Genomic DNA, 25,498 nt, shown 5'->3' on the forward strand with positions numbered 1-25,498 from the left:
TCTAAAGGAGACGAATGGGTGCCCGCACCCGTTTCTGAGATGCCGCCTCAGCGAAATCCCGGCCGAACCACATGAGACGACGCCCGGCTTTTCGTCCCGTTCATCGCCAATGCTTGGAGCTTACCGACATGCAATCCGGTCTTTATGTTTCTCTGTCGTCGCAGATGGCCCTCGAAAAGCGTCTGAACACCATCGCAGACAACATGGCGAACGTGAATACGACCGGTTTTCGCGCCACTGAGGTGAAGTTCGACGAAATGGTGGCGAATACCAAGAACAAGCTGAACACCAAGGTCGCCTTCGTTTCCCAGGGCAATGACTACCTGAACGAGGGAAACGGCGAACTGCAGCACACCGGCAACATGCTCGATTTCGCCATCAAGGGTGATGCCTGGTTTTCGCTCGATACGCCGGCCGGCCGCGTGCTGACGAGGGATGGCCGCTTCACGATCAAGGAAACCGGCGAACTTGTTTCGATCCGGGGATACCCGGTTCTCGACGCCGGCGGTGCCCCGATCCAGCTTAACACCAAAGGGGGCGAGCCCGCTGTCGGCACCGACGGCATCATCTATCAGGGTGGCCGCCAGGTCGGCTCCCTCGGTCTGTTCGAGGCCGATATCAGCAAGGGTTACCTGCGCTACGAAAACAGCGGCATCATGACCACCGACCAGCCGCGCGCCGTCGTCGACCGCTTCAATGTCGGTGTCGAGCAGGGTTATCTCGAAAACTCCAACGTCAACGCCATGCGTGAGATCACCCAACTGATCGAAGTCAACCGCGCCTTCGAAAGCGTCTCGTCGCTGATGCGCGACAGCGAAGATTCCTTCAAGGAAGCCGTCCAGACACTTGGGGGCAGCCGCTAATGCATGTCGCCCAAAAGTGTTCGGCGGTTTTGGAAGGACGACATGCACAAGAACAAAGACCAAAAATACGTCGCATGCAGCAAGCTGCACGCGGCGTATTTTAGGGCGAGAGTTAAAGCATGAGCACCACGCTACTGTCTGAGGACGGCCTTTCCCCGAAGCTGGCGCATCTGGCGGACCTCGTCGACCGATACGCATCGCCGGAATTTGCGGTTGCCCATGGCGGTCGGGTGCAGACCATCGCCGCCGGCCACTACACGGTTCACGGTCTCTCCCGCCATGTTCGTCTCGGCGAGTTCGTGGCCCATAAATCCGCGACCGGCATCCATCTTGGCGAAGTCGTGCGCGTCGAACCGGAGCTGATCTATGTCTGCCCGATCGAGCCCGGCGAGCCGATCGGCATCCACGATACCGTGATCCGCAAGGGCGCCTTCCGCATTTCGCCGTCGGACAGCTGGTGTGGGCGCACTGTCAACTCGCTCGCCGAGCCGATCGATGGGCTGGGTCCGATCACCGAGGGGCTCGATCGCCGCTCGATCTCCAATACCGCGCCGCCCTCGATGACCCGCAAGCGTGTCGAGACCGGCTTCAAGACCGGCGTGCGCGCAATCGACATCTTCTCGCCGCTCTGCCTCGGGCAGCGCCTCGGCATCTTTGCCGGCTCCGGTGTTGGCAAGTCGACGCTCCTGTCCATGCTCGCCCGCGCCGATGCTTTCGACAAGGTTGTCATTGCGCTCGTCGGCGAGCGCGGCCGCGAGGTGCGTGAATTCATCGAGGATACCCTCGGGAGCAATATGAGGAAGGCGATCGCTGTCGTCGCAACCAGCGATGAGAGCCCGATGCTGCGCAAGATGGCGCCGCTGACGGCCGTCACCATCGCCGAACATTTCCGCGACAAGGGCGAGAACGTTCTCTTCATCGTCGACAGTGTCACGCGTTTCGCCCATGCGATCCGCGAGGTGGCGACCGCCTCCGGCGAGCCGCCGATCGCGCGCGGCTATCCCGCTTCCGTCTTCACCGAACTGCCACGCCTGTTGGAACGCGCCGGCCCCGGCCCCGAGGGCGCCGGCACCATCACGGCGATCATCTCGATCCTTGTCGACGGCGACAATCACAACGACCCGATTGCCGATTCGACGCGCGGCATCCTCGACGGTCATATCGTCCTGCAGCGAAGTCTCGCCGAAGAAGGGCGTTATCCTCCGATCGATCCGCTCGCCTCGATCTCGCGTCTTGCTCGCAAGGCCTGGACGCCGGATCAGGAAAAGCTGGTGTCGCGGCTGAAGGTACTGATCCATCGTTTCGAAGAGACGCGCGACCTGCGCATGATCGGCGGTTACCGCCAGGGGGCCGACCCCGATCTCGACATGGCGATCAAGCAGGTGCCGATCATTTACGACGTTCTGAAACAGTCTCCGGGCGATCGCGACTCGCCTGATGCTTTCGCCGATCTCGCCGGCGCACTCAAGGCTGCAGCCGGCATGGGCAATCAAGGCGCACCCATTCAGAGGAGAGGCTAGACGTGGCTGAATTCGACGACGAACGCATCGCTTCCCTGAAGCAGCGCAGGAAAACCGTCATCCTGGATCGGCTGCTGACCTTCAGCGGCCTGGCGCTTGCCGGCGCCTCCGCTTTTTTCCCCTGGTACGTGTTCTTCAACGCGGACAAGTTCGGCATCAATGTTGCCACCAGCAGCAATTCGCGCGAACTGCCGGATTGGCCGGCCCGCAATGTCTTCAGCGTCTCGCCGCTTGCCATGGTCAACAAGAACGAGGGGGACAAGAAGGCCCCGCCGATCGATCCGCTGACAACCGCAACGGTGTCTGATCTCGGCAAGGAGCGCGATGGCGGCCCCATATTGGAGGATCAGCCCTTCCCCGGGAAGTCTTCTTTTCGCCTGCTGCACGTCTCCAACGGCCGGGCGCTGATCGAGGATCCCTCCGGCATGTATGTGGTGCGCGTCGGCTCGATCCTCCCCGACGAGAGCCGCCTTGCGACACTCGAGCAGCACGACGGCAAATGGGTAATCGTCACCTCCAAGGGCGAGACCTACCAGAACAACTGAGCCTGACCGCAAATCCAGACAACAGGGGCTCCGCCGCCAACCGGCCGGAGCCCCTGTTCTTTTGATAGCGGCGGCGTCGCAGAAAAGCCTCTTGAAGCCTGAATTCCCGTAAGTCCCACGCAAGATTACCGCACTAGGTTCGGGACAGTAAAAACGGAGAGTTTCATGCAACCAATCCAACTTTTCGACTTGGCTTCGCGACAGGCGGAATGGCTGACGATCCGTCAGCAGGTTGTTGCCGGCAACATCGCGAATGCCAATACCCCGAAGTTCCACGCCAAAGACGTCACGCCCTTTGACGCGGTGCTCGACAAGTCCGACATCGCCATGGCGCGCACCAATCCGGCGCATCTCAGCGGTAGCGATTTCAGCAACAGCGGCGATATCGACGTCAAGGAAGCCGCACTCGACCAGGAAATCGGCGTCCAGGAATCCGGCAATACAGTCGGTTTGGCCGAGGAGCTTTCCAAGTCGGGCGATATCAAGCGCCAGTACGATCTGAACACCTCACTGGTCAGTTCCTTCAATCGCATGATGTTGATGACCGTCAGGAAGTAAAAGTCATGGATCCGCTTTCAGCAGCAATGAAAATCGCCGGTTCCGGGCTCGAGGCGCAGTCGACGCGGTTACGCATCGTCTCGGAAAACATCGCCAACGCCCGCTCGACCGGCGACACACCCGGCGCCGAGCCCTATCGGCGCAAGACGATCACCTTCGGCCAGCAGATGGATCGCACCAGCGGCGTCGAGACGGTCGGCGTCAAGAAGGTCGGCGTCGACGAAGGCGACTTCAGCACCGAGTTCGATCCCAGCAATCCGGCTGCGGACAAGAAGGGCATCGTCAAGCTGCCGAACGTCAACATCCTGGTCGAGATGGCCGACATGCGCGAAGCCAATCGCTCGTATGACGCCAATCTGCAGACTATCAAACAGACCCGCGATCTCATCTCCTCCACGATCGACCTCCTGAAGAGCCAATAATCAATGATCAGCAGCGTCCAGAATGTCAGCAACCTTTCGATGACCCGTGCGCTCGGCGCCGTCGACACCGAAAATTCCGCCTCGTCGTCTGCCAACACCATGCCGGGCACCGCGGGTGCAGCCAACGGCATGAGCTTTGCCTCTATCATGGGCAACATGGCAAGCGATGCGGTCAACAGCCTGAAGGGTGCGGAAAGCATGTCCTTTGCCGGTATCAAGGGAACGGCGACGACACGTGAAGTCGTCGATTCCATGCTCCAGGCCGAGCAGACGCTGCAGACCGCGATCGCCATCCGCGACAAGGTCGTCTCGGCCTTTCTCGAAGTCACCAAGATGCAGATGTAACTGATTTGAGGACGAACACATGAGAGCGCTCGCCATCGCAGCAACGGGCATGGATGCCCAGCAGACCAATCTGGAAGTCATCGCGAACAATATCGCGAACATCAATACGACGGGTTTCAAGCGCGCCCGCGCCGAATTCTCGGATCTTCTCTACCAGACCGAACGTGCCAAGGGTGTCGCCAACCGAGCCAACCAGGCCGTCGTTCCGGAGGGTGCCAATATCGGCCTCGGCGTCCAGACCTCGGCGGTCCGCAACCTGCATCTCCAGGGCGAACTGACCCAGACCGGCAACGATCTCGACGTGGCGCTGATCGGCAAGGGCTTCTTCCAGATCCAGTCGACCGACGGTACGACGCTTTACAGCCGCGCCGGCGCCTTCAACAAGAACGACCAAGGCCAGCTCGTCACCATCGATGGCTACGAGGTCCTTCCCGGCATCACTATTCCGACGGGCTCGACCGAGCTGACGATCAGCCGCTCCGGCCAGGTTTCGGCCAAGCTGCCGGGTGCGACGGACGCGACCGTACTCGGTCAGTTGACGCTTGCCGACTTCGTCAACGAGGCGGGTCTCCAGCCGCTCGGCGACAATCTCTTCCAGGAAACGCCGGCCTCCGGCGAAGCGGTCATCGGCAATCCCGATGAGGAAGGTTTCGCCTATATGAAACAGGGCTATCTGGAATCCTCGAACGTCGACCCGGTGAAGGAAATCACCGAGCTGATTTCGGCCCAGCGCGCTTACGAAATGAATTCCAAGGTGATCACCACCGCTGATGAAATGGCCTCCATCGTCAGCAAGAACCTGAAGTAAGGGAAGGGCCGAAACATGATGTTTTGCCGGGCAGGACACATCTCAGTATGGGTGGCAGCAGCCACGATCGCAGTCGCGGGCATTGTCTTGCCCGCGTCGGCGCATGCCGACATGGGTTATGCCGTCGTCCCGACGACGATCATCTACCCCGGCGACACATTGTCGGCCAGCCAGCTCCAGGAGGTCGAGGTCACCAACCCCAACCTCGCCGGCGATTATGCCAAATCCGTTTCACAGGTCGAAGGCATGGTTTCCAAGCGCACGCTGTTACCGGGCCGCACGATCTCGGTCTCGGCCCTGCGCGAGGCCTATACGGTGACCCGCGGCTCTTCGATCCGCCTGGTCTTCTCGCTCGGTGCGATGACGATTTCCGCCGCCGGCACGCCGCTTGAAGACGGCGCGACCGGGCAGGTCGTCCGCGCCCGCAATATGGATTCCGGCGTCATCGTCAGCGGCACGGTGCTTGCGGACGGCACGGTCCATGTGAGGGCAAAATGAAATTGTTCTTCCGTTTCGTCACTCTTGTCGCGGTTCTCGCCATGAGTTTGGCTGATGTCGCGCCCGCCTGGGCGCTGACCTCCCGCATCAAGGACATCGCCTCCCTTCAGGCCGGCCGCGATAACCAGCTGATCGGCTATGGACTCATTGTGGGCCTCCAGGGGACCGGCGACGGCTTCCGGTCCTCGCCCTTCACTGAACAATCGATGCGCGCAATGCTGCAGAATCTCGGCATCTCGACGCAGGGCGGCCAGTCCAACGCCAAGAACACTGCTGCCGTGATGGTCACCGCCAACCTGCCCCCTTTCGCAAGCCCCGGCAGCCGTATTGACGTGACGGTGAGCTCGCTCGGTGATGCGACGTCGCTGCGCGGCGGCACGCTCGTCATGACCTCGCTTTCCGGCGCCGACGGACAAATCTATGCCGTTGCGCAGGGTGCCGCCATCGTTTCCGGTTTTCAGGCGCAGGGCCAGGCGGCGACCGTGACCGAAGGCGTCACCACTGCCGGCCGCGTGCCGGGCGGTGCGATTATCGAGCGCGAACTGCCGTCCCGCTTCGAGGACTCTGTCAATCTCGTCCTGCAGCTGCGCAACCCCGACTTCTCGACGGCGATTCGTATCGCCGACATCGTCAACGGTTATGCCTCGGCGCGCTTCGGCGGCCCGGTTGCCGAAGCCAAGGATTCGCAGGAAGTCGTGATCCAGAAGCCGCGCACGGCCGATCTCACCCGGCTGATGGCCGATATCGAAAATCTCATCGTCGAGACCGACACGCCGGCCAAGGTGGTCATCAACGAACGCACTGGAACGATCGTCATCGGCTCGGACGTCCGCGTCTCGCCGGTCGCCGTCAGCTACGGCACGCTTACGGTTCAGGTCACCGAGACGCCGCAGATCATCCAGCCCGAACCCTTCTCGCAAGGCCGGACTGCCGTCCAGCCGCAGACCGATATTGCCGCCGAGCAGACCGGTGGGCGCGTCGCCATCATCGACGGCCCCGACCTCAGGACTCTCGTCGCCGGCCTCAACAATATCGGCGTGAAACCGGATGGCATCATCGCCATTCTCCAGGGCATCAAGTCGGCGGGCGCCCTGCAGGCGGAGCTTGTGCTGCAATGATTGATATCATCAACCGTGACATGACGGTTCTGCAACTGCTGCGCCGGTTGGCGCTGCCGGCCGCGGGCCTCGTCCTTCTGTCGATCCCCGGCGCCTTCGCGCAGGAACATGCGCCGGCTGGCGACATCACCTCCCAGGACGAGGTCAAGCAGTTCTGCACCAACATTGCCGATCCCGCCCGCGACCAGCGTTACCTCTTGCAGAAGCAGGAACTGGAAAAGCTTCGCGCCGACATCGACGCCCGCATGGCGGAAATGGACAAGCGCAAGGCCGAATACCAGGACTGGCTGAAGCGGCGCGACGATTTCCTGAAGCAGGCGGAAGCCGGCCTCACCGAGATCTACAGGAAGATGAAACCGGATGCGGCCGCACTCCAGTTGCAGGACATGAAGATCGAGGTGGCCTCTGCCGTGATCATGCGGCTCGGCCCGCGGCAGTCGAGCCTCATCCTCAACGAGATGGACCCGCAGAAGGCCGCGGTCATCGCCAGCGTCATTGCCAGTGCGTCCGATCCCAATACGTCGAAGGATCCTTCATGAATATGCGTTTCCCGGCCGCAATCGCCGCCCTCGCACTCCTTGCAGGTTGCCAGTCTCCGACGGCAGTCAGCGAGATCGGCCGCGCGCCTGCCATGAGCCCGATCGGCAGCGGCCTCGCCTATGGCCAGACGCCGCAGATGGCGCTTTATCCGAAGCAGCCGCGCGCCGTGGCGCAGGGCTATTCGCTGTGGAGCGATTCGCAGGCCGCCCTCTTCAAGGACGCGCGCGCGCTCAACGTCGGCGACATCCTGACAGTCGATATCCAGATCAACGACAAAGGCTCCTTCGACAACGAGACCAACCGCAGCCGCAAGAATTCGAGCGGCATGAACTGGGACGTCAACGCCCAGATCTTCGGCTGGACACCCGAGTCCAAGACCGACCTGACCTATGGGTCCGACACCAGCACCGACGGCAAAGGCAAGATCGAGCGCACCGACAAGCTCACCCTTCTGGTCGCCGCCGTCGTTACCGGCATTCTCGAAAACGGCAACCTCGTCATATCGGGCTCGCAGGAAGTCCGCCTGAACCAGGAGCTGCGCATCCTGAACGTCGCCGGTATCGTTCGTCCGCAGGACGTCAATGCCGAAAATCAGATTTCCTATGACAAGATCGCCGAAGCCCGCATCTCCTACGGTGGCCGCGGCCGCCTGATGGAAGTGCAGCAGCCTCCGCGCGGCCAGCAGGCCGTCGATCTTTTCTCGCCGCTTTGAGGCTGAACGACGATGGCAGAGCCAGACGTAAGCGCAGGTCAACCGAACAAGAAATCCGGCTCGTTGATGACGATCATCGGCATCGCCGTCCTGACCCTGCTCGGCGCCGGCGGCGGCTGGGCGGTCGGCACGATCGTCGCACCCGACATCAACGGTGCCAAGGAGGTCGAGCAGGCCAAGGATGCCGAGGCCAAGAAAAAGGCCGAGGAAGGTCTGGCGCGGATCTCGACCGAGGCCAACAACGTCGTCCAACTCGAACCGATCACCTCGAACCTCGCCTACCCCTCGGAAAACTGGGTCCGACTCGAAGTCGCGCTGCTGTTCAACGGGCCGCCGGATGTCAAGGTTTCAGAGGACATTCATCAGGATATCCTCGCCTATATCAGAACCGTTTCCCTTCAGCAGATCGAGGGGCCGCGCGGCTTTCAATATCTCAAGGATGACATACAGGAACGTGTTGACCTTCGCTCGCAAGGGCGGGTATCGAAGGTCATGTTCAGGACATTTGTCATCGAATGATTCGTCTCATAGTTTTCCTTGCCGCCATGATGGCGGTACCGGAACTGGCGGTGGCACAGCAGCTGCCGACTGACTTGTTGAAGATCCCGGTCGATGGCTCCGTCGCCGCCTGGATCATCCGCACATTCGGCCTGCTGACCATTCTTTCGGTCGCGCCGGGCATCCTGATCATGGTGACGAGCTTCCCGCGCTTCATCATCGCGTTCTCGATCCTGCGCTCAGGGATGGGCCTCTCCTCGACGCCTTCCAACATGATCCTTTTGTCGCTGTCGCTGTTCATGACCTTCTACGTCATGTCGCCGACCTTCGATCAGGCCTGGCAGAACGGCGTGCAGCCGCTGCTTGCCAATCAGATCAACGAGACCGAGGCGGTCCAGCGTATCGCCGAACCCTTCCGCACCTTCATGGCGGCCAATACCCGCGACAAGGATCTGGCGCTCTTCGTCGATCTGGCACGCGAACGCGGACAGAATATCCAGACGACCAATCCGATCGACTATCGGGTGCTGATCCCGGCCTTCATGATTTCCGAAATTCGCCGCGGCTTCGAGATCGGCTTCCTCGTCGTGCTGCCGTTCCTCGTCATCGACCTCATCGTCGCGACCATCACCATGGCGATGGGCATGATGATGCTGCCGCCGACCTCGATCTCGCTGCCTTTCAAGATCCTCTTCTTCGTGCTGATCGACGGCTGGAACCTGCTGGTCGGCAGCCTGGTGCGCTCGTTCAACTGACCGGCTGCCGCCGCTTGATATTCGCCAATGAGAAACCCGCAGGATCGCTCCGGCGGGTTCTTTAATTATGCCGCAATTCGAGATGCTAAAACGTTCTTTAAGCGTCTGAAAGACGCGCGGCGCTGTGTAGTGGTCGAAAAGCCTCACTCGGCCGCGAACGGCGCCGTGCGCGGCGGCAGCGCCGGAATGTCCATGTGATCGGGTGCAAGACCCTGCTTGGCACGGTCGGCCATGACTTCATAGGCCTGCTCCAGATGGTCGCAGAACCGTTCGGCATCGAAGAGCGGCGCGATATAGCGCTTCTCCTTGAGATGCGCCTTGTATTGCGCGATCCGCGCGGGGTTCTGCGCCAGTTCGACGGCAAGATCCTCATAGCCCTGCAGGTCGGCTGCAACGAGTTCGGGCAGGTCGATGGCCCTGAGCAGGCTCTCGCTGACGCGTGAGGCGAAGTTGGTGCCCTTGACGGTCAGGACCGGCAGGCCGCCCCAGAGTTGCTCCGAGGTGGTCGTATGGCCGTTGACGGGGAAGGTGTCGATGCCGATGTCGGCCGCCTGCTGACGATCGATGTGCTCTTCATAGGGCGCGCGCGGGCAGAAGATGATCCGCTTGCCGGAGATCCCTGCCGCCTGGAATTGCTTCAAGAGGTTCGCCTGGTTGCGCGGCGTGTTCGCCATCAGCCAGAGCACGCTGTTCGGCGCGCGCTTGAGAATGCGGCACCAGCTGTCGATCGTCTCCGGTGTGATTTTGCGGTTGCCGTTGAAGGACGCGAAGATGAAGGCGTCTTCCGGCAGGCCGAGCTGCTCGCGGGTGACAGGGCGCGGCTTCGGGCGATGCATCGGGTCGTTCGGCTGATAGCTCTCCGGCAGCCGGCAGAATTTCTCATGGTAGAAGGGCTTGGCCACCTCGGGCAATACCGAATGGTCGCCGATGACGTAGTCGAGATCGATATTGACCGTGCTGCCGGGGAAACCGAGCCAGCCGACATGCACCGGCGCGAGCGGCAAATTGAAGGCCGACGCGCGGCTGCCCGAGGTATGGCCCTTCAGGTCGACCATGATGTCGATATTATGCTCGCGTACCGCTGCGAGCATCCCCTGGTCGGAGAAGCCGTGAACGGTGACGACCCGGCCCCAGCGGCTGCGGTCGGTATTGTTATGCTTGAGGTACTCAGGGCCTGTATGGCAGAAGAGCGTCACCTCGAACCGGTCCTTGTCGTGCAGTTCGAGGATGCGCTGCAAGAGCTTCATCGTCGCGTGGCGATCCCAGAAGTCCGATGACATGTAGCCGATCCGGATCTTGTCCGACCAGCTGTGCGGCTGGTTGCGGCGGAAGGCCACTCGTTCCGGGTTGAGGGGGGTGGTGCCGATCGTCGCATATCGGTTGAAATCCTCGTTGCCGCACCAGTGCAGATGATAGAACGGGTTATCCTTGCGCAGGATCTCGACATCGCCCTTTGCGAGTGAGGCATCGATCACCGCCTGATGTTTGCTTGCCTCTTCGAACTCGTTGAATTCGCGGGCGAAAACCAGATGCAGGAAGCGGAATGCGAGATTGCCTGGAAACCGCTTGAAGAGGTTGCGCGACAGGCTCTGGTTGGTTGCGTCGTTCAGATCATCGCTCAGAAGCAGGGCTGCCAGGCGCATATGATCGGGATTGGCACTCTGCGACAGCACCGTCTTGAACGGGCGGATAATATCGCGCTGCTGCCGCTTCAGATAGATCGCGGTGATGATGAAGGCGAGTTCCGGGTCTTCCTGCGCCTTGCTAAGGTTTCGCATGGCGATCAGCAGAGCATCGTCCTCGCTTCCGGTCTCGTAGTGCAGCTTGGCCGCCTGCTTCTGGTATTCGTAGGAATTTGGTCCTTCACAGCTGCCGGCTAGGCCATAGGCTTTTGCGGCATCGGCCTTGAAACCGAGCTGCACGAGGTTCTTGGCCAGCAGCGCATAGGTCTTGGCGTCCTGCTGAATATCCATCAGCTGATTGAGCGTCGCCAAGGACTGTGTGTAGCGGCCCATCTGGTAGTCCTTGGATGCCGCAGAGAACGAAACTTTGCTGTTCAAAACCCAACTCCGTGAAGGAAATGTTCTGGCGTCGACCGCCGAGGCACGGACAGGCCGTCCTCCGCAAAAAGGGCGGATCGGTCCGATGGTGCTATCCCGGCGCCTGCCACATTGGCATTCGAAGCTTGCTTGAAACCGGTGCGCTTGGTGAACCTCTATTTTGCGGGGAAATGCCCACTCTAGCCTAGGGAAAACGCTTGGTTTTCAAGGAAGATAGGATGCCAAGGAATATTTTCAGCAAGCATTAACTATGCCCCGCGAGGAGCCTGTCTGGGCCCTGTATTTTTAAGGAGTTGGCAAGCATTGGCTGCGAGATTGCCCTGGACATGACGGGTTTGGGCCAAACAAAAAAGGCGCCGAGTAGCATGAAGCTGGTCCGTCATCGCCGGTACTATAGTCCGGTATGTCCTCCTTTTTGTATCTAGTTTTCCAGGGGACAGACTTATGACAAGCATCAACACGAATACCTCCGCACAGGCCGCTCTCCAGACGCTGCGTAGCGTCAACCAGGGCCTCAACCAGACGCAGAACCACGTTTCGTCGGGCTATCGCGTCGAAAAGGCTTCCGACAACGCCGCTTACTGGTCGATCGCAACGACCATGCGTTCTGACAACAAGGCACTTTCCGCCGTTTCCGACGCTCTCGGCGTTGGCGCTGCCAAGGTTGATACCGCTTACACCGCAATGGATAGCGCCATCGACGTCGTCGGCGACATCAAGGCCAAGCTGGTTGCCGCCACTGAAAACGGCGTCGACAAGGCCAAGGTCCAGGAAGAAATCGGCCAGCTGCAGCAGCAGCTCCTGAGCATCTCTCAGTCGGCTTCCTTCAACGGCGAAAACTGGGTTGCCGGCGCTAGCGGCACCAAGAGCGTCGTCTCCTCGTTCGTCCGCGACGGCTCCAACGCCGTTTCGATCAAGACGACCGACTACGTTCTCAACAGCGGCTCTGCGGGCAACGTTTTGTTCGGCATGAGCGGCGGCTCGGTCGAAACCTCCACGGGTATCCTCGGTACTTCGAATGGTGCGACCGGTTCTGTCTATGCAATGGACATCACCAACTTCACCTCCGGCCAGATCGCGTCGGCTCTGACCAACGTTGAAGCGGCTCTGAAGGCCATGACCAGCGCCGGCGCTGCTCTCGGTTCGCTCTCCAGCCGCATCGACGCCCAGGACGACTTCGTATCCGCCCTCAGCGACTCGATCGACTCCGGTGTCGGCCGTCTCGTCGATGCCAACATGGAAGAAGAGTCCTCCAAGCTCAGCGCCCTGCAGACCCAGCAGCAGCTTGCGATCCAGTCGCTGTCGATCGCGAATTCCTCTTCGCAGAACATCCTGTCGCTCTTCCGCTAAGACCGGTCGGCACAAGGTTTCAAGTTTCGCGGCCGGGTCATCCCCGGCCGCGAAATGTTTTAATATAAGGTTAATGAAAAACCTTCTAAGTCTCAGATATTTTTGAGTAATTTCCGATCCCGATTTAGCTTTCCTTAACCATCTTACTGTTTTCTAGGCCCATCGAAACGGCGAGTTAACCCTAACAGAGATGGTTAACAGGCATGATGCTGATCGCTGTGGGCCGGCCGAAAATCCGGAATGTCCCTTCTTAAAATCTGCCAACAAGGGGCAAGCAAACTATGACGAGCATCAACACCAATAACGCTGCAATGGCAGCCCTCCAGACTCTCCGTGGCATCAACCAGGGTCTCCAGGAAACCCAGGCCCACGTTTCGTCCGGCTATCGCGTCGGCAAGGCTTCCGACAACGCCGCTTACTGGTCGATCGCAACGACCATGCGTTCTGACAACAAGGCACTTTCCGCCGTTTCCGACGCTCTCGGCCTCGGCGCTGCAAAGGTCGACACCGCTTACTCCGCCATGGACAGCGCCATCGACGTCGTCGGCGACATCAAGGCGAAGCTGGTTGCCGCCACTGAAAACGGCGTCGACAAGGCCAAGGTCCAGGAAGAAATCAGCCAGCTGCAGCAGCAGCTCCTGAGCGTTGCTCAGTCGGCTTCCTTCTCCGGTGAAAACTGGGTTGCTGGCGCTGACGGCACCAAGAACGTTGTTTCCTCGTTCGTCCGCGACGGCTCCAACGCCGTTTCGGTCGTGATGACCGACTATATTCTCGACGACAGCTCCACGGGCAACGTTCTGTTCGGCATGAGCGGCGGCGCGGTCGAAACCTCCACGGGTATCCTCGGTACTTCGAATGGTGCGACCGGTTCTGTCTACGCAATGGACATCACGACCTTCACCCTCGGCCAGATCCAGTCGGCTCTGACCAACGTTGAATCGGCTCTGAAGGCCATGACCAGCGCCGGCGCTCAGCTCGGCTCGATCTCCAAGCGCATCGAACTGCAGGAAAACTTCGTATCCGCCCTCAGCGACTCGATCGACTCCGGTGTCGGCCGTCTCGTCGATGCCAACATGGAAGAAGAGTCCTCCAAGCTCAGCGCCCTGCAGACCCAGCAGCAGCTGGCGGTCCAGTCGCTGTCGATCGCGAACTCCTCTTCGCAGACCATCCTCACGCTGTTCCGCGGCTAATGACCCTTGGAAATATCGGCCCGCCGGTCTCCGGCGGGCATCCAGGAATCGAGCCGCGCTTCCATGGAGCGCGGCTTTTTTAATTTCCGTTAACTGTTGATTAACTATAATGCTGTCTTCTGCGGTCAACGAGACGGCGGGTTAACCAAATTTAAGAACCGGTTAACAGGCATGAGGCTGGTCCCCGTTCCCGGTAGCTTTCCGGAATGTCCCTTTTTTCCATCTGCCAACAAGGGGCAATCATTTTATGACCAGCATTTTGACGAACGTCGCGGCGATGGCCGCTCTTCAGACACTCCGCGGCATCAACGACAGCCTTGAGACGACGCAGAACCACGTATCGTCGGGTTACCGGGTCGAAAAGGCCGCCGATAACGCCGCCTATTGGTCGATCGCAACCACCATGCGTTCGGACAACAAGGCACTTTCCGCCGTTTCCGACGCTCTCGGCCTCGGCGCCGCCAAGGTCGACACCGCTTACTCTGCCATGGACAGCGCCATCGACATCATCAGCGAAATCAAGGCGAAGATCGTTGCCGCGACCGAAAAGGGCGTCGACAAGACCAAGGTCCAGGAAGAAATCAGCCAGCTGCAGCAGCAGCTCCTGAGCATCGCGCAATCGGCTTCCTTCTCCGGTGAAAACTGGGTTGCCGGCGCTGACGGCACCAAGAGCGTCGTTTCCACATTCGTGCGCGATGGCAACGGCAATGTCTCGGTCAAGACAACGGACTACATTCTGAACTCGGGCTCCGCGGGCAACGTCCTCTTCGGCATGACCACGACTGGCACGATCGAGACGAGCTCCGGCATTCTCGGCACATCATCCGGTACAATCGGCTCGATCTACTCGATGGATATCAGCACGTTCGGCTCACCTGAGATCGCCATGGCCCTGACGTCAATCGAGGCCGGCCTCGAAGCGATGACCAAGGCTGCGTCGCAGCTCGGCTCGATCTCCACTCGCATCGAGCTGCAGGAAAACTTCGTCGGCGCGCTCAGCGACTCGATCGATTCGGGCGTCGGCCGCCTCGTCGATGCCGACATGGAAGAGGAATCGAGCAAGCTGACGGCGCTGCAAACGCAGCAGCAGCTGGCCATCCAGTCGCTGTCGATCGCCAACTCCAGCGCTCAGAACATCCTCACGCTGTTCCGCAGCTAAATCAGCCGCTGAAGCTGGACCGAATCTTGCGCCATCGTCTGGCAGCAATCGAAAAACCTCCCGGACCGCGCCCGAAACGGCGCGGTTTATTCTTTTATATCAAAGCTTTGTTTGGCGCTGCGATCGCTGCGCCAGGCTCAGTGCTGCGCTCTTGCCCAACAGGTTGTTATCGAGTTAACTTCGCCTCGAGTTGATTTGCTTTGCGACACGCCGGTAGAAACTCTGCCGGAGGCATGACGCCACTTCAGTCGCCGCCGGCAATCCGGCCTGCCCTTTCACCCCGATTCCGAGACCTGTCGATGACCGTTAAGATTACCAGCGCGGCCGCGGTGAATGCGCTTGCGGTGCTGCGCAGCATCAACAAAGAAGCCAACCAGACCCAACAGCAGGTGTCCTCGGGATATCGTATCGAGACGGCCGCCGACGATGCCTCCTACTGGTCGGTCGCGACCGTCATGCGTTCGGACAGCACCAATCTCGGAACGATCGGAGATGCGCTCGGTCTCGGCGCTGCCAAGGTGGATGCCACCTACACGGCGATGAACTCGGCGATCGATCTCATAGGCGATATTCGCGCCAAGTTGGTTTCGGCAAGAGAGCCGGGCGCCGACAAGGACAAGATCAACGCCGAGATCGGCGAGTACAAGGAACAGCTGCAGACCGTCGTTGAATCGACGTCGTTTGCGGGTGAAAACTGGCTGTTGAACGGCGACACCGCCGCGCCGCCGACATGGCAGGTCATCTCTGGTTTCGTGCGCGCTCCGACCGGCGAATATCAGGCCCAGACCATCGACTTCCCATCCTCGCAGACCATTCTCGTCGACAAGAACAATGCGAGCGGCGGCCTGTTCACCAAGGCGGTCGATGCCAATGCGATCAATAACAGTGGCACGACGTCGCGGAATTATTATCTGCTGAACGCCAATTCCACCACGCCGGCGACAGGTACGGAAATTGCGATTGGCAAGAGCACGACCGATGCGCAACTTACCGACATGCTTGACGTGACCGACGCGCTGCTCTCCTCGCTGACGACGACGGCGGCGTCCATCGGCGTGATGAAGACGCGCATCGACGATCAGATCGACTATACCGCCGATCTGTCCGACTCGATCGACAAGAGCGTCGGTGCGCTCGTCGATACCGACATGGACGAGGCTTCGATCCGGCAGAAGGCGATCGAAACACAGAAGCAGATGGCCGTCGAAGCGATCTCGATCCTCAACACCGCCGCCAGCAAGATCCTGATCCTGCTGGAGTAGGGGGTGGGCGCGATCAGGGGTGGCCGCGCCATTCATCCTCGCGCAAGTTTGACTTCCTAGTTTCCGGCATGAAGGCATCGTTCGAATCCGTGCCGGCGCAGGGTCAGGCCCTTGCCCGTTTGGAAGGGGATGCCGGCGCGCAAGGTCACTTTGAGCGGGGGCGGGCATGCTGCATGCCTCCCGAATGCTGGATGGTTTTTTATGAGCATTACGCTTTCCCGGTATTTGAAGGATTTCGGTGAACCGGAATCGTCACCGCCGATCCTCGACATGGACGATTTCGGCGGCGACGCTTTCCCCGAAATGCCGAGCGAACCGGCGATCGACGTCGAGGCGGAGCGCCGGGAAGCCTATGCGGAAGGTCATGCCGCAGCGACCGTGGAGTTGACTGAGAAATACGAAGGCGAGGCGCGGATGCTGGCGGAGGTCCATGCGCGTGAACTCGAAGAGCTGAAGCTGCGTTACGAAGTCGAGGCGGCGGCGGTCATTGCATCCCGCATCCGCGATATCGCCGAAGAGGTCGCGCAGCTGGTCAGCGCCGGCGCCGCCGTTGCCATCGCGCCTGTGATGACCGAAGCCCTTGCCGCCAAGGCTGCCGAAAGCCTCGCCTCTCTGCTGCGTGACGCGATCCTCGAAGGCGCGGCTGGAGCGGTCGTCGTCAGGGGGCCGACCCGGCTTTTCGACATATTGAAGGCCGAGCTCGGTGAACATGCCGGGGCGGTTCGCCACATTGAGACCGACGATATCGACCTTGCCGTCGAAATCGGTGATTCCGTCATAGTCACCCGTATGTCCGCCTGGGCAGCCAGCTTGAAGAAAGTTCTCGAATGAGCGAAGGCGAAAACCACCACCACGGCAAGAACGAGATCATCATCGTCAAGAGACATGGCGGCGGTGATCACGATGGCGCCCATGGCGGTGCGTGGAAAATTGCCTATGCCGACTTCATGACGGCGATGATGGCGTTCTTCCTGGTCATGTGGCTGGTCAATGCCGCCAACGAGGAGACCAAGGCCTCGGTCGCGACCTATTTCAATCCGATCAAACTCTCCGACGAAAAGCCGACCGAGAAGGGCCTGAAGAAGCCCGTCGACAACGCCGAGGGCGAGGAGAAGCAGGAGAAGTCGAAACAGAAGGAAGAAGATCCGAACGACGGCAAGGCTGCGGCCGATGGTGACGACCAGACATCGACATCAGGCGACCAAACCAATTATTCCGAGGCCGATTTCTTCGAAAATCCTTATTCGGTTCTGGCCGAGATCGCGCAGGAGGTTGGTCAGCAGGCCAATGTCAGCGCCAAGGGCGACGGCGGTGCCGCCGATTCAGGCCCGGCCACCGGCGCCGATGGCGGCGAGGCCTATCGTGATCCCTTCGATCCGGATTTCTGGACGAAACAGGTCGAGGTCACCACCGCCGGCAAGACGTTGCCGCCCAGCAAGAGCGACCAGCAGGCGGTCGAGAGCGAGACAACCGAGATCGCCAAGATCGAGGATATGAAGCCTATACCGCTGACCACCGATCAGAAGGCCGCCAAGGAAAGCAAAGAAACTAAGGAAACTAAGGAAACTAAGGAAACTAAGGGCGCGGTCGACGCCAAGGACGGCAAGGCGCCGGCCGGCAAGTCGCCCGAGGACAAGAAGGCCGAAGCTCAGAAAGACGCCGATCACCAGAAGGATGCGGACAAGAGCGCCGGCGAGACCGAGCAGCAGCAGAAGGAAGCCGAGCAACTGCAGGCACAGATCGCCCAGCAGATTGGCGGCGTTGCAGGCAAGCTCGCCGAAGGCCTGAGCGTGACGGCGTCCGAGGGTGGATTGCTGGTCAGCATCTCCGACCAGACCGACGATTCGATGTTTAATATCGGTTCTGCAGTTCCGCGCCAGGAGATGGTGCTCGCCATGGAAAAGATCGGCGCGATCCTGAAGGCGAGGGGTGGTGCGGTTGCCATCCGCGGCCACACGGACGGGCGCCAGTATAAGGGCACGCAGAACGAGAACTGGCGGCTTTCGATGGATCGCGCCCAGAGCGCCTACTACATGCTTGTGCGCGGCGGGCTCGACGAGAAACGTATCTCCCAGGTCTCCGGCTTTGCCGACCGTCGGCTCAAGCTGCCGTCTGACCCGTTCAACGCCACCAACCGCCGGATCGAGATTCTGGTGCAGGCGGATCAAGGATAGTCGAATGGCGCGTCGGCAGCATCGCTACGTCGGATTTGTGGCTCTTGGCCTGGCGATGCTTTCGCCGGCCGCAGGCAATGCACAGGATCCGGATGATCTCGCGCCGTACAAGATGCTGCGGTCGCTGCAATTCGTGCAGGATTCCGTCGTCAGTGGCGATCATTCGGCCGGCGAGATGCAGCGCTTCATGCTGGGCACGATCGACGAGCGGCTGCGCACTGTCGATCCTTCGATCTTCGACGACGACCGCAATGTCGATGCCGCGCTGATTTACGCGATGAGCGGCGGCAATCCCCAGACGCTCGAATATCTGATCGCCCATGACGTCAACGGTTATTTCGACAATCGCGTCACCGACGTGCTGCGCAAATATCTCAGCGGCAAGGGGCTCCTCGTCGCCAAGACGCTGCAGGAGACGGCCAGGGAATATCGCGACAAGAAGATCGGCCCCTATCTTGCGCTGATCGGCGGCAACGTGCTGATCGCGACGAAACCGACAGATGCGCTGGATCTCTACGACCAGGCGCGTCTTGCAGCCCCCGGTACGATCGTCGAGGAGGCGGCGTTGCGCCGCTCCGTTGCCATCTGCGTCGACAAGGGAATGCTTGATAAAGGAATGGCCTATTCGCAGCGTTATGTCAGACGCTTCCTGCATTCGCCCTATGCCAGCCAGTTCGCCGATCTTTTCGTCACGCTCGTCGTCGGTCACGATCACGACGTGAAGCCGCAGGACGTCATCGATATCCTGTCCTTCATGGACGCTCCGCGCCAGCGCGAAGTCTATCTGCGCATCGCCCGCGCGGCCGCAATATCGGGCAAGCCGGAGCTGGCGCGCATGGCGGTCGGACGTGTGCAGTCGCTGGGCGCCGGCACCGACAATGCCTTCGGTCCGCTCGCGGACTTCTATGGCGGCATGGCCGGCCTTCCGACAGAGGATATCGACCGGGCGGCGAAGAATGTCAGCGGCATCGACGGCAACGCGCTTTCGCCGCGGGATCAGGCGCTGCAGGAGGCGGCGCGCTCCGTTGCCGAGCAGATCCTGCGCGCTCCCGACCCGGCAAGCCTGACGCAAGCCTCGGATCCTAACACTGACCATCAAGAAATCACTTCTGAAAAGGCTGCGGCTATAGCGACGCAACCGGGAGCGCCAGGCGCGCTTCCCGAGCCTGTTCCGGGAGGTGTGGCATCGACTGGCCAAAGCCAGGATACCGACCCCTCATTCAACGCATTTGTGACGACCAATCGATCCAAGCTCGACAAGATCGACGGTCTTCTGGCGCAGGAAGGCAACCAACAATGATGGATATGAGCGTCTCGGGCGGAGCCCCCGGTGCGGAGTCCGCCGCGACTGCGAAATCTGCGCGACTGGCCGGAAAAGACGATGCCGCCGGCCAAAAGAACGGCTTCTCCGACGCGCTGGCCAAGGCAAGCGGCAGTGCTGCCAATGACGATGCCGACGATGCGCAGCCGGATCAGGGCGTGGTTGCCGATGGCAGCGCCGAGAAAGCGGCGCAGACGATCCGCGGCCGCAACGGCGCAAAGCCGTTGATCGATCTTGGCGACGCCGCTCTGAGGACGCAGGCTGATGTTCAGCCGGAAACGATCCTCAATGTTGAAAAGGTCGCGGCAAAACCCGCGAAGGCTGACATCAAAATGCCGGACGATCTCGCCTTCGGCAAGCTCGATCCGAAGGACAGTCCCGCAGACGAGGTCGCTCCGGCAGCCAAGGGTGGCAAACACACCAAGGCCGACGCGCTGGAAACCGATACGGACAAGGCCAGCGACGATGATGACGGCGGCATTTCGGATGTTCTCGGCTTGCTGAAGCAGGAACCTGCCGACGGGACCGTGACCTTGCCGACAGCGGCAGCCGCGCATCACGTCTCCGCCAAGGTCGATGAGGCTGGAACGGCCGACAAGAAACTTGACGCCAAGGCGGGCGGCCATGCGTCCGACGCCCTGGCGGCGGTCAGCAGCAACATCGAGAGCGGCACGGCGGATGACATCAAGGTTCCCGGATCGGAGGCTGCCGAAGCTACCGATGGCAAGACATTCAGGATCAGGCGCGCCGATGGCCGCGGCGTGTCGATGGATGTCCACATCGGCACCGATCAGGCCGGACCGAAGGATGGCTCGAAGAAAGCCGATGTCGAAAACGTTACGGTGCTCGAATCGCGCCGCTATATCGGCCTGATGCAGAACTCGAATTCCGCCGCCGTGACCGCTGCTCTCTCGGGCGATTCCGAATGGGCGCGCGCCATGGAGCCGAGCTCGGCGCTCTCCAACGCAGCGGAATGGACGAGCACCGGCAAGGTGGTCAATACGCTGAAGATCCAGATGAACCCGCTCGACCTCGGTCTGGTGACGGCGACCATGCGCCTGTCCGGCGACGCCCTGAACGTCGACCTCAAGGTCGAAACCGGAGCGGCTTACCGTCAAATGAAGGAAGATCACGGCAAGATTCTCGAAGCTCTGCGCAGCCAGGGCTATGCGGTCGAAAACGTCACCATCAGCATGGCGCCGGTCGAGCGTCCCGACGCCGGCAACCAGGGCCAGGCCTCCCAGCAGCAATCGCCTCCCCAGCAGGGGCAGGGCGGCGAGGCGCGCGAGCGCTACAATCAGACGGCACGGCGGACGGACGGAGGCTTCAATGGTGCAGGCGAGACGGGTATTGAGGACGCTCGTACTGGCGGCAGCCGCGGCACTGGCGGCGTTTACCTCTGAGGCGGCCGCCTCCACCGGCGCCTGCGAGCGCGAGATCCAGTCGGCAGCGGCCAAATACGGTATCCCGGAAGGCATCCTCTATTCGGTCGGTCTGACGGAAACCGGCCGCAAGGGCTCGCTCTATCCCTATGCCATGAACGTCGAAGGCAAAGCGATCTTTCCTCCCTCGGAGCAGGACGCGATGAAGCAGTTCGATGTCGCCCGCAACAGCGGTGCGAAGCTCATCGACATCGGCTGCATGCAGATCAACCATTACTTTCACGGCGAAAATTTCCGCTCCGCCGAGGAGATGTTCGACCCGCATCGCAACGTGGAGTACGCTGCAAAATTCCTCCGCAACCTGCATGACCGTCATGAGACATGGACGATGGCGGTAGCCAGATACCATGCCGGGCCCAACAACAATCCGGCACAGAAGCAATATGTCTGCCGCGTCATCGCCAATCTGGTCGCCACGGGCTACGGCAAGTGGACTCCCAATGCGAGTAACTTTTGTCAAAATTGATTCAACCAAAGATGGAAGAGGCGTATTGTGACGAAACTGTGTCACAATATGGCAGGAATCCGGCATGAATCCTGTGTGCAAGTCAAATTTAACCGACCGTTAACTTTTCCACGAAATTTTGGTGTGCATAATCAGGCGCACCCACTAGATATAGATCAAATCGCTACACAGATCTTAATCAATTATTAGTTTCTGCCATTAACTTTAACGAGTTGTCGCCGATTCGTGCGATTCGTACCCATAGATCATCGAAGTGCCACACTGATTCGGAGGCGGACGAATGATCGTAGTGGTTGATGAGCGTGAGCTCGTGAAAGATGGATACACATCTCTGTTCGGGCGTGAGGGCATTCCCTCCACCGGCTTTGATCCGGCGGAATTCGGCGAGTGGGTACAGACCGCCGCTGATTCCGATATAGCTGCAGTCGAGGCCTTTCTGATCGGCCAGGGCCAGCGCAACTTCGAACTGCCCCGGGCGATCCGGGATCGGTCGATGGCGCCGGTGATTGCGGTCAGCGACCAGCACTCGCTCGAAAACACCCTTGCGCTTTTTGATTGCGGCGTCGACGACGTGGTGCGCAAACCGGTGCACCCCCGCGAGATCCTCGCAAGGGCAGCTGCGATCCGGCGCCGGCTGAAGGCGATCACCAATTACACCGAGATCGGCGGGATCCGCGTCTACTCGGATGGTCGTGACCCCGAGATCAACGGCGAAGTCTTTGCACTTCCCCGGCGCGAGCGCCGCATCCTCGAATATTTGATCGCCAACCGCGGTCGCCGGGTCACCAAGACCCAGATCTTCAACGCTATCTACGGCATCTTCGATGAAGAGGTCGAGGAGAACGTCGTCGAAAGCCACATCTCGAAGCTGCGCAAGAAGCTGCGCAAGAAGCTCGGCGTCGATCCGGTCGATTCCAAGCGCTTCCTTGGCTACTGCATCGATTGGGCCTGATTTTCTCGGTCGGGCGGCGGCGCCCGGCTGAACCGCATTATCCGGCCTCGCAGCTCACATGACAGACAGCTTCACGCAAGGCCCGACAAATACTCTCGTGCATAACAGGTAAAACGAGGTTTTCAGATGAGCATTTTCGGCAGCATGAAGACGGCAGTATCGGGGATGAACGCTCAGGCCAACCGCCTCAGCACCGTCGCCGATAACATCGCCAACGTTAACACCACCGGTTACAAGTCCGTGTCGACGAGCTTCTCGTCGCTTGTTCTGCCTTCCTCGGGCGGCAATTACAATTCCGGCGGTGTTCAGTCTTCGGTCCGCCAGTCTGTCTCCGACCAGGGCGATATTTCCTACACCACCTCGGGCACCGACCTTGCGATCTCGGGCGATGGCTTCTTCATCGTTCAGGGTGCGGACGGCACGCCGGTTCTGACCCGCGCAGGTGACTTCACCAAGGACGACGAAGGCAATCTCGTCAACGCCGCCGGCTTCATGCTGATGGGCTATTCCTACGACGCTGGCTCTCCCGCCGTCGTCGTCAACGGCTTCGATGGCCTTGTTCCTGTCAACGTCAACCAGGAAGGGCTGACCGCCATCGCCTCGACATCCGGGGTCTTCAAGGGCAATCTCGATTCCGGCGCCAACATCGCCCCGGTCGCTCCTGCGACGCTGCCGAGCGCCAACGCCGCCACCACAACGGCCGACACCAAGAAGTTCTCGATGGTCGCCTACGACACGCTCGGCAACAAGGTGATGTACGACTTCTACTTCACCAAGACCTCGGTCGCGGCGACGCCGCCGCCGGCACCTCCCGCCGTTAACAGCAGCTGGCAGGTTGCGATCTTCCGCAACGCCAATGCGGCAACGGGCGGCACGACCTCCTTTCCCTACAGCGCTGGCGGCGCCGTTGGCACAACCACGCTCGATTTCGATCGCAACGGTATAATAACCAACTCGACGGGCTCTGTTAACATCGCCGATACTGTGACCGGTCAGACCATCAAAATGGATCTCTCCGGCTTCACGCAGCTCGGCGCCGCTTTTGCCGGCACGGGTACGCCGAACGGCCAGGCGGCAAGCCCGGTCAAGGACGTCACAATCGATGGCGACGGCATCGTCTACGCCAAGTACGAGGATGGCACCAACAAGCCGCTCTACCGTATCCCGCTCGCCAACGTCGCCAGCCCCGACAAGCTGACGCTCCAGAGCGGCAACGTCTACAGCGCTAACGGTCAGTCCGGCGTCACCGTCACCGGTTTCCCGCAGACCAACGGTCTCGGCACTATCAAATCAGGCGCTCTCGAAGGTTCGAACGTCGACCTCGCCGGTGAACTGACCGAGATGATCGAATCGCAGCGCAGCTATACCGCCAATTCCAAGGTCTTCCAGACGGGGTCCGACATTATGGACGTCCTCGTCAACCTCAAGAGATAAGCAAGGTACCGGGTAAGCCATGTCGCTCACATCCGCACTTAATACCGCGCAGAACATATTCAACAATACCGGCACTCAGAGCAGCGTGGTATCGAACAATATCTCCAATGCGGGCAACAAAGATTATGTGCGCCGGCAGGCGATGCTCACCACGTCCTTGAATGGCGCGCAGGTCGTCAAGATTGACCGGGCGCAGGAAGATGCGCTGCTGCGTCAATACCTGAAGACATCCTCTCAGGACAGCGCCCAGCAGGCGTTGCTCGGCGGTCTCGAGGACCTGAAGTCGATCGTGGGTGGCAACGACTACGAAACGTCGCCATCCACCTATCTCGGTGTTTTTCAGCAGAAGCTTCAGGCCTTCCGCACGACGCCGGGCAGCACCGTCGCCGCCCAGGGCGCCATCACCGCCGCCCAGGACGTCGCCAACTCGCTGAACAATGCCTCGCAATCCGTTCAGGACGTTCGCGCCACCGCCGACAAGCAGATCGCCACCGACGTCGATAAGCTGAATACGCTCCTCAGCGACTTCGAGAAGGCCAACAATGCGGTGAAGACCGCCACGGCCTCGGGTGCGGATGTATCCGGAGCCCTCGACGAACGTGAGAAGGCTCTCAAGCAGATTTCGCAGATCGTCGGCGTCAACACCACGACACGCGACAATAACGACATGGTGCTGAGCACGTCTGACGGGACGATCCTCTTCGAGACGGTTCCGCGCACCGTGACGTTCAAGTCGCAGGATATCTATACCGCCACCACTGTCGGCAATTCGGTTTATGTCGACGGTGTGGCACTTCCGCGCGGCAGCGGATCGACGACGACTGGGCAGGGGAGCCTTCAGTCTCTCCTCCAGATCCGCGACGAAATCGCCCCGAACTTCCAGAAGCAGCTCGACGAAATCGCCCGCGGCCTGGTCTCGCTCTTCAAGGAGCAAAACACGGCAGCCGGCCCGGCCTATGTACCCGGCCTCTTCACCTGGAGCGGCGGCACGGTCGAGACCGGCGCCACCGCGGTTGCCGGCATGGCGGCGACCATCACGGTCAGCAGCCGCGTCATCACCTCGCAAGGCGGCGATCCGATGCGCCTGCGCGATGGCGGCATCAACCTGACCGGCCTCATCAAGAACCCTACCGGCGTCAGCGGTTATACGACTGAACTCGATCGTCTCTATACCGCATTGGGCGCCGACATCGATTTCGACCCGGCAGCGCCGACGGTCGGTTTCGACGCCACGACGGGCATCGATTCGAACGTCAGCATCATGGAATTCGCCACAAATTCGCTCGGCTGGCTCGAGCAGTACCGCAGCAACGCCACGACGGCGGCGGAAAACACCTCAGCGGCGCTGTCACGCTCCGACGAAGCCTATTCCAACGAGACCGGCGTCAACCTCGACGAGGAGCTGACGCTGCTCCTCGATATCGAGCAGTCCTACAAGGCGGCGACCAAGATCCTGAACGCCGTTGACGAAATGTTGAAGTCATTGCTGGATATTGCGAGTTAAGC

At 60.5% G+C, this 25,498-nt stretch carries 26 protein-coding genes; 25 read left to right on the plus strand and 1 reads right to left on the minus strand.

The features are described 5' to 3' along the window. Positions 1-128 precede the first annotated feature (128 nt). The 13 genes from flgF (at position 129) to fliP (ending at position 9,182) form a co-directional block, all read left to right on the plus strand. Positions 129-863 (plus strand): flagellar basal-body rod protein FlgF, encoded by a 735-nt coding sequence (gene flgF, locus HFO99_RS18675; RefSeq protein ID WP_017967023.1) that lies wholly within the window; start codon positions 129-131, stop codon positions 861-863. 119 nt (positions 864-982) lie between these two features. Then, positions 983-2,383 carry a flagellar protein export ATPase FliI gene (fliI, locus tag HFO99_RS18680; RefSeq protein ID WP_222362787.1) on the plus strand — a complete coding sequence of 467 codons (1,401 nt, stop codon included), beginning with the start codon at positions 983-985 and terminating at the stop codon, positions 2,381-2,383. A gap of 2 nt (positions 2,384-2,385) precedes the next feature. Next, positions 2,386-2,928: a flagellar protein gene (locus tag HFO99_RS18685; RefSeq protein ID WP_222362788.1), complete on the plus strand. Its 543-nt coding sequence runs from the start codon at positions 2,386-2,388 to the stop codon at positions 2,926-2,928. Positions 2,929-3,093: 165 nt separating this feature from the next. Then, a complete protein-coding gene (gene flgB, locus HFO99_RS18690) occupies positions 3,094-3,486 on the plus strand; it encodes a flagellar basal body rod protein FlgB (protein ID WP_222251163.1) in 393 nt (130 codons plus the stop codon). A 5-nt stretch (positions 3,487-3,491) separates the two neighbouring features. Continuing rightward, positions 3,492-3,908, plus strand: a complete 417-nt coding sequence (flgC, locus tag HFO99_RS18695; RefSeq protein ID WP_222362789.1) for a flagellar basal body rod protein FlgC — start codon at positions 3,492-3,494, stop codon at positions 3,906-3,908. A 3-nt stretch (positions 3,909-3,911) separates the two neighbouring features. Further along, positions 3,912-4,253, plus strand: coding sequence for a flagellar hook-basal body complex protein FliE (locus HFO99_RS18700; protein ID WP_222251167.1), 342 nt, complete (start codon positions 3,912-3,914; stop codon positions 4,251-4,253). A 19-nt stretch (positions 4,254-4,272) separates the two neighbouring features. Further along, positions 4,273-5,061 carry a flagellar basal-body rod protein FlgG gene (gene flgG, locus HFO99_RS18705; protein WP_018072568.1) on the plus strand — a complete coding sequence of 263 codons (789 nt, stop codon included), beginning with the start codon at positions 4,273-4,275 and terminating at the stop codon, positions 5,059-5,061. A 15-nt stretch (positions 5,062-5,076) separates the two neighbouring features. Then, positions 5,077-5,559 (plus strand): flagellar basal body P-ring formation chaperone FlgA, encoded by a 483-nt coding sequence (gene flgA, locus HFO99_RS18710; protein WP_222362790.1) that lies wholly within the window; start codon positions 5,077-5,079, stop codon positions 5,557-5,559. Continuing rightward, the gene (locus HFO99_RS18715; RefSeq protein WP_017967032.1) at positions 5,556-6,677 is read left to right on the plus strand and encodes a flagellar basal body P-ring protein FlgI; all 1,122 of its coding nucleotides are present in this window, start codon (positions 5,556-5,558) and stop codon (positions 6,675-6,677) included. The genes flgA and HFO99_RS18715 overlap by 4 nt, the downstream gene beginning before the upstream one ends. Next, positions 6,674-7,216, plus strand: coding sequence for a MotE family protein (locus HFO99_RS18720; RefSeq protein WP_064249915.1), 543 nt, complete (start codon positions 6,674-6,676; stop codon positions 7,214-7,216). Before HFO99_RS18715 ends, HFO99_RS18720 begins: the two co-directional genes overlap by 4 nt. Further along, the gene (flgH, locus tag HFO99_RS18725; protein WP_003556536.1) at positions 7,213-7,929 is read left to right on the plus strand and encodes a flagellar basal body L-ring protein FlgH; all 717 of its coding nucleotides are present in this window, start codon (positions 7,213-7,215) and stop codon (positions 7,927-7,929) included. Before HFO99_RS18720 ends, flgH begins: the two co-directional genes overlap by 4 nt. Positions 7,930-7,941: 12 nt before the next feature. Further along, on the plus strand, positions 7,942-8,448 hold the full coding sequence (locus HFO99_RS18730) for a flagellar basal body-associated FliL family protein (protein ID WP_222333534.1): 507 nt from the start codon (positions 7,942-7,944) through the stop codon (positions 8,446-8,448). After that, positions 8,445-9,182 (plus strand): flagellar type III secretion system pore protein FliP, encoded by a 738-nt coding sequence (gene fliP, locus HFO99_RS18735; protein WP_222333532.1) that lies wholly within the window; start codon positions 8,445-8,447, stop codon positions 9,180-9,182. Before HFO99_RS18730 ends, fliP begins: the two co-directional genes overlap by 4 nt. A gap of 143 nt (positions 9,183-9,325) precedes the next feature. On the opposite strand, the gene HFO99_RS18740 is transcribed toward fliP, so the two are convergent. After that, a complete protein-coding gene (locus HFO99_RS18740) occupies positions 9,326-11,242 on the minus strand; it encodes a glycosyl transferase (protein ID WP_222333530.1) in 1,917 nt (638 codons plus the stop codon). Positions 11,243-11,686: 444 nt separating this feature from the next. Here HFO99_RS18740 and HFO99_RS18745 point away from each other — a divergent pair, with 444 nt between their 5' ends. The 12 genes from HFO99_RS18745 to flgK all read left to right on the plus strand — a co-directional run bounded on the left by HFO99_RS18745 (position 11,687) and on the right by flgK (position 25,496). Beyond that, on the plus strand, positions 11,687-12,592 hold the full coding sequence (locus HFO99_RS18745) for a flagellin (protein WP_003556544.1): 906 nt from the start codon (positions 11,687-11,689) through the stop codon (positions 12,590-12,592). A gap of 281 nt (positions 12,593-12,873) precedes the next feature. After that, positions 12,874-13,782, plus strand: a complete 909-nt coding sequence (locus HFO99_RS18750) for a flagellin (protein ID WP_222299321.1) — start codon at positions 12,874-12,876, stop codon at positions 13,780-13,782. Positions 13,783-14,029: 247 nt separating this feature from the next. Next, the gene (locus HFO99_RS18755; protein ID WP_222251178.1) at positions 14,030-14,941 is read left to right on the plus strand and encodes a flagellin; all 912 of its coding nucleotides are present in this window, start codon (positions 14,030-14,032) and stop codon (positions 14,939-14,941) included. 299 nt (positions 14,942-15,240) lie between these two features. Next, a complete protein-coding gene (locus HFO99_RS18760; RefSeq protein WP_222362791.1) occupies positions 15,241-16,203 on the plus strand; it encodes a flagellin in 963 nt (320 codons plus the stop codon). A 201-nt stretch (positions 16,204-16,404) separates the two neighbouring features. After that, on the plus strand, positions 16,405-17,034 hold the full coding sequence (locus HFO99_RS18765) for a hypothetical protein (protein WP_222362792.1): 630 nt from the start codon (positions 16,405-16,407) through the stop codon (positions 17,032-17,034). Next, positions 17,031-18,377 carry a MotB family protein gene (locus tag HFO99_RS18770; RefSeq protein WP_222362794.1) on the plus strand — a complete coding sequence of 449 codons (1,347 nt, stop codon included), beginning with the start codon at positions 17,031-17,033 and terminating at the stop codon, positions 18,375-18,377. Before HFO99_RS18765 ends, HFO99_RS18770 begins: the two co-directional genes overlap by 4 nt. Before the next feature lie 4 nt (positions 18,378-18,381). Next, complete coding sequence (gene motC, locus HFO99_RS18775) at positions 18,382-19,677, plus strand: chemotaxis protein MotC (protein ID WP_064249905.1); 1,296 nt, start codon at positions 18,382-18,384, stop codon at positions 19,675-19,677. Next, positions 19,674-21,101, plus strand: a complete 1,428-nt coding sequence (locus HFO99_RS18780; protein WP_222362796.1) for a flagellar hook-length control protein FliK — start codon at positions 19,674-19,676, stop codon at positions 21,099-21,101. Before motC ends, HFO99_RS18780 begins: the two co-directional genes overlap by 4 nt. Next, a complete protein-coding gene (locus HFO99_RS18785; protein WP_164576357.1) occupies positions 21,049-21,606 on the plus strand; it encodes a transglycosylase SLT domain-containing protein in 558 nt (185 codons plus the stop codon). The genes HFO99_RS18780 and HFO99_RS18785 overlap by 53 nt, the downstream gene beginning before the upstream one ends. Positions 21,607-21,886: 280 nt before the next feature. Continuing rightward, positions 21,887-22,558, plus strand: a complete 672-nt coding sequence (gene rem / locus HFO99_RS18790; RefSeq protein ID WP_017967046.1) for a transcriptional activator Rem — start codon at positions 21,887-21,889, stop codon at positions 22,556-22,558. A 126-nt stretch (positions 22,559-22,684) separates the two neighbouring features. Further along, positions 22,685-23,992 (plus strand): flagellar hook protein FlgE, encoded by a 1,308-nt coding sequence (locus tag HFO99_RS18795; protein WP_170262895.1) that lies wholly within the window; start codon positions 22,685-22,687, stop codon positions 23,990-23,992. Between the two features lie 19 nt (positions 23,993-24,011). After that, positions 24,012-25,496 carry a flagellar hook-associated protein FlgK gene (gene flgK / locus HFO99_RS18800; protein ID WP_222362798.1) on the plus strand — a complete coding sequence of 495 codons (1,485 nt, stop codon included), beginning with the start codon at positions 24,012-24,014 and terminating at the stop codon, positions 25,494-25,496. Positions 25,497-25,498 lie beyond the last annotated feature (2 nt).

Source organism: Rhizobium leguminosarum, from assembly GCF_019798305.1.
Lineage (GTDB): Bacteria > Pseudomonadota > Alphaproteobacteria > Rhizobiales > Rhizobiaceae > Rhizobium > Rhizobium leguminosarum_U.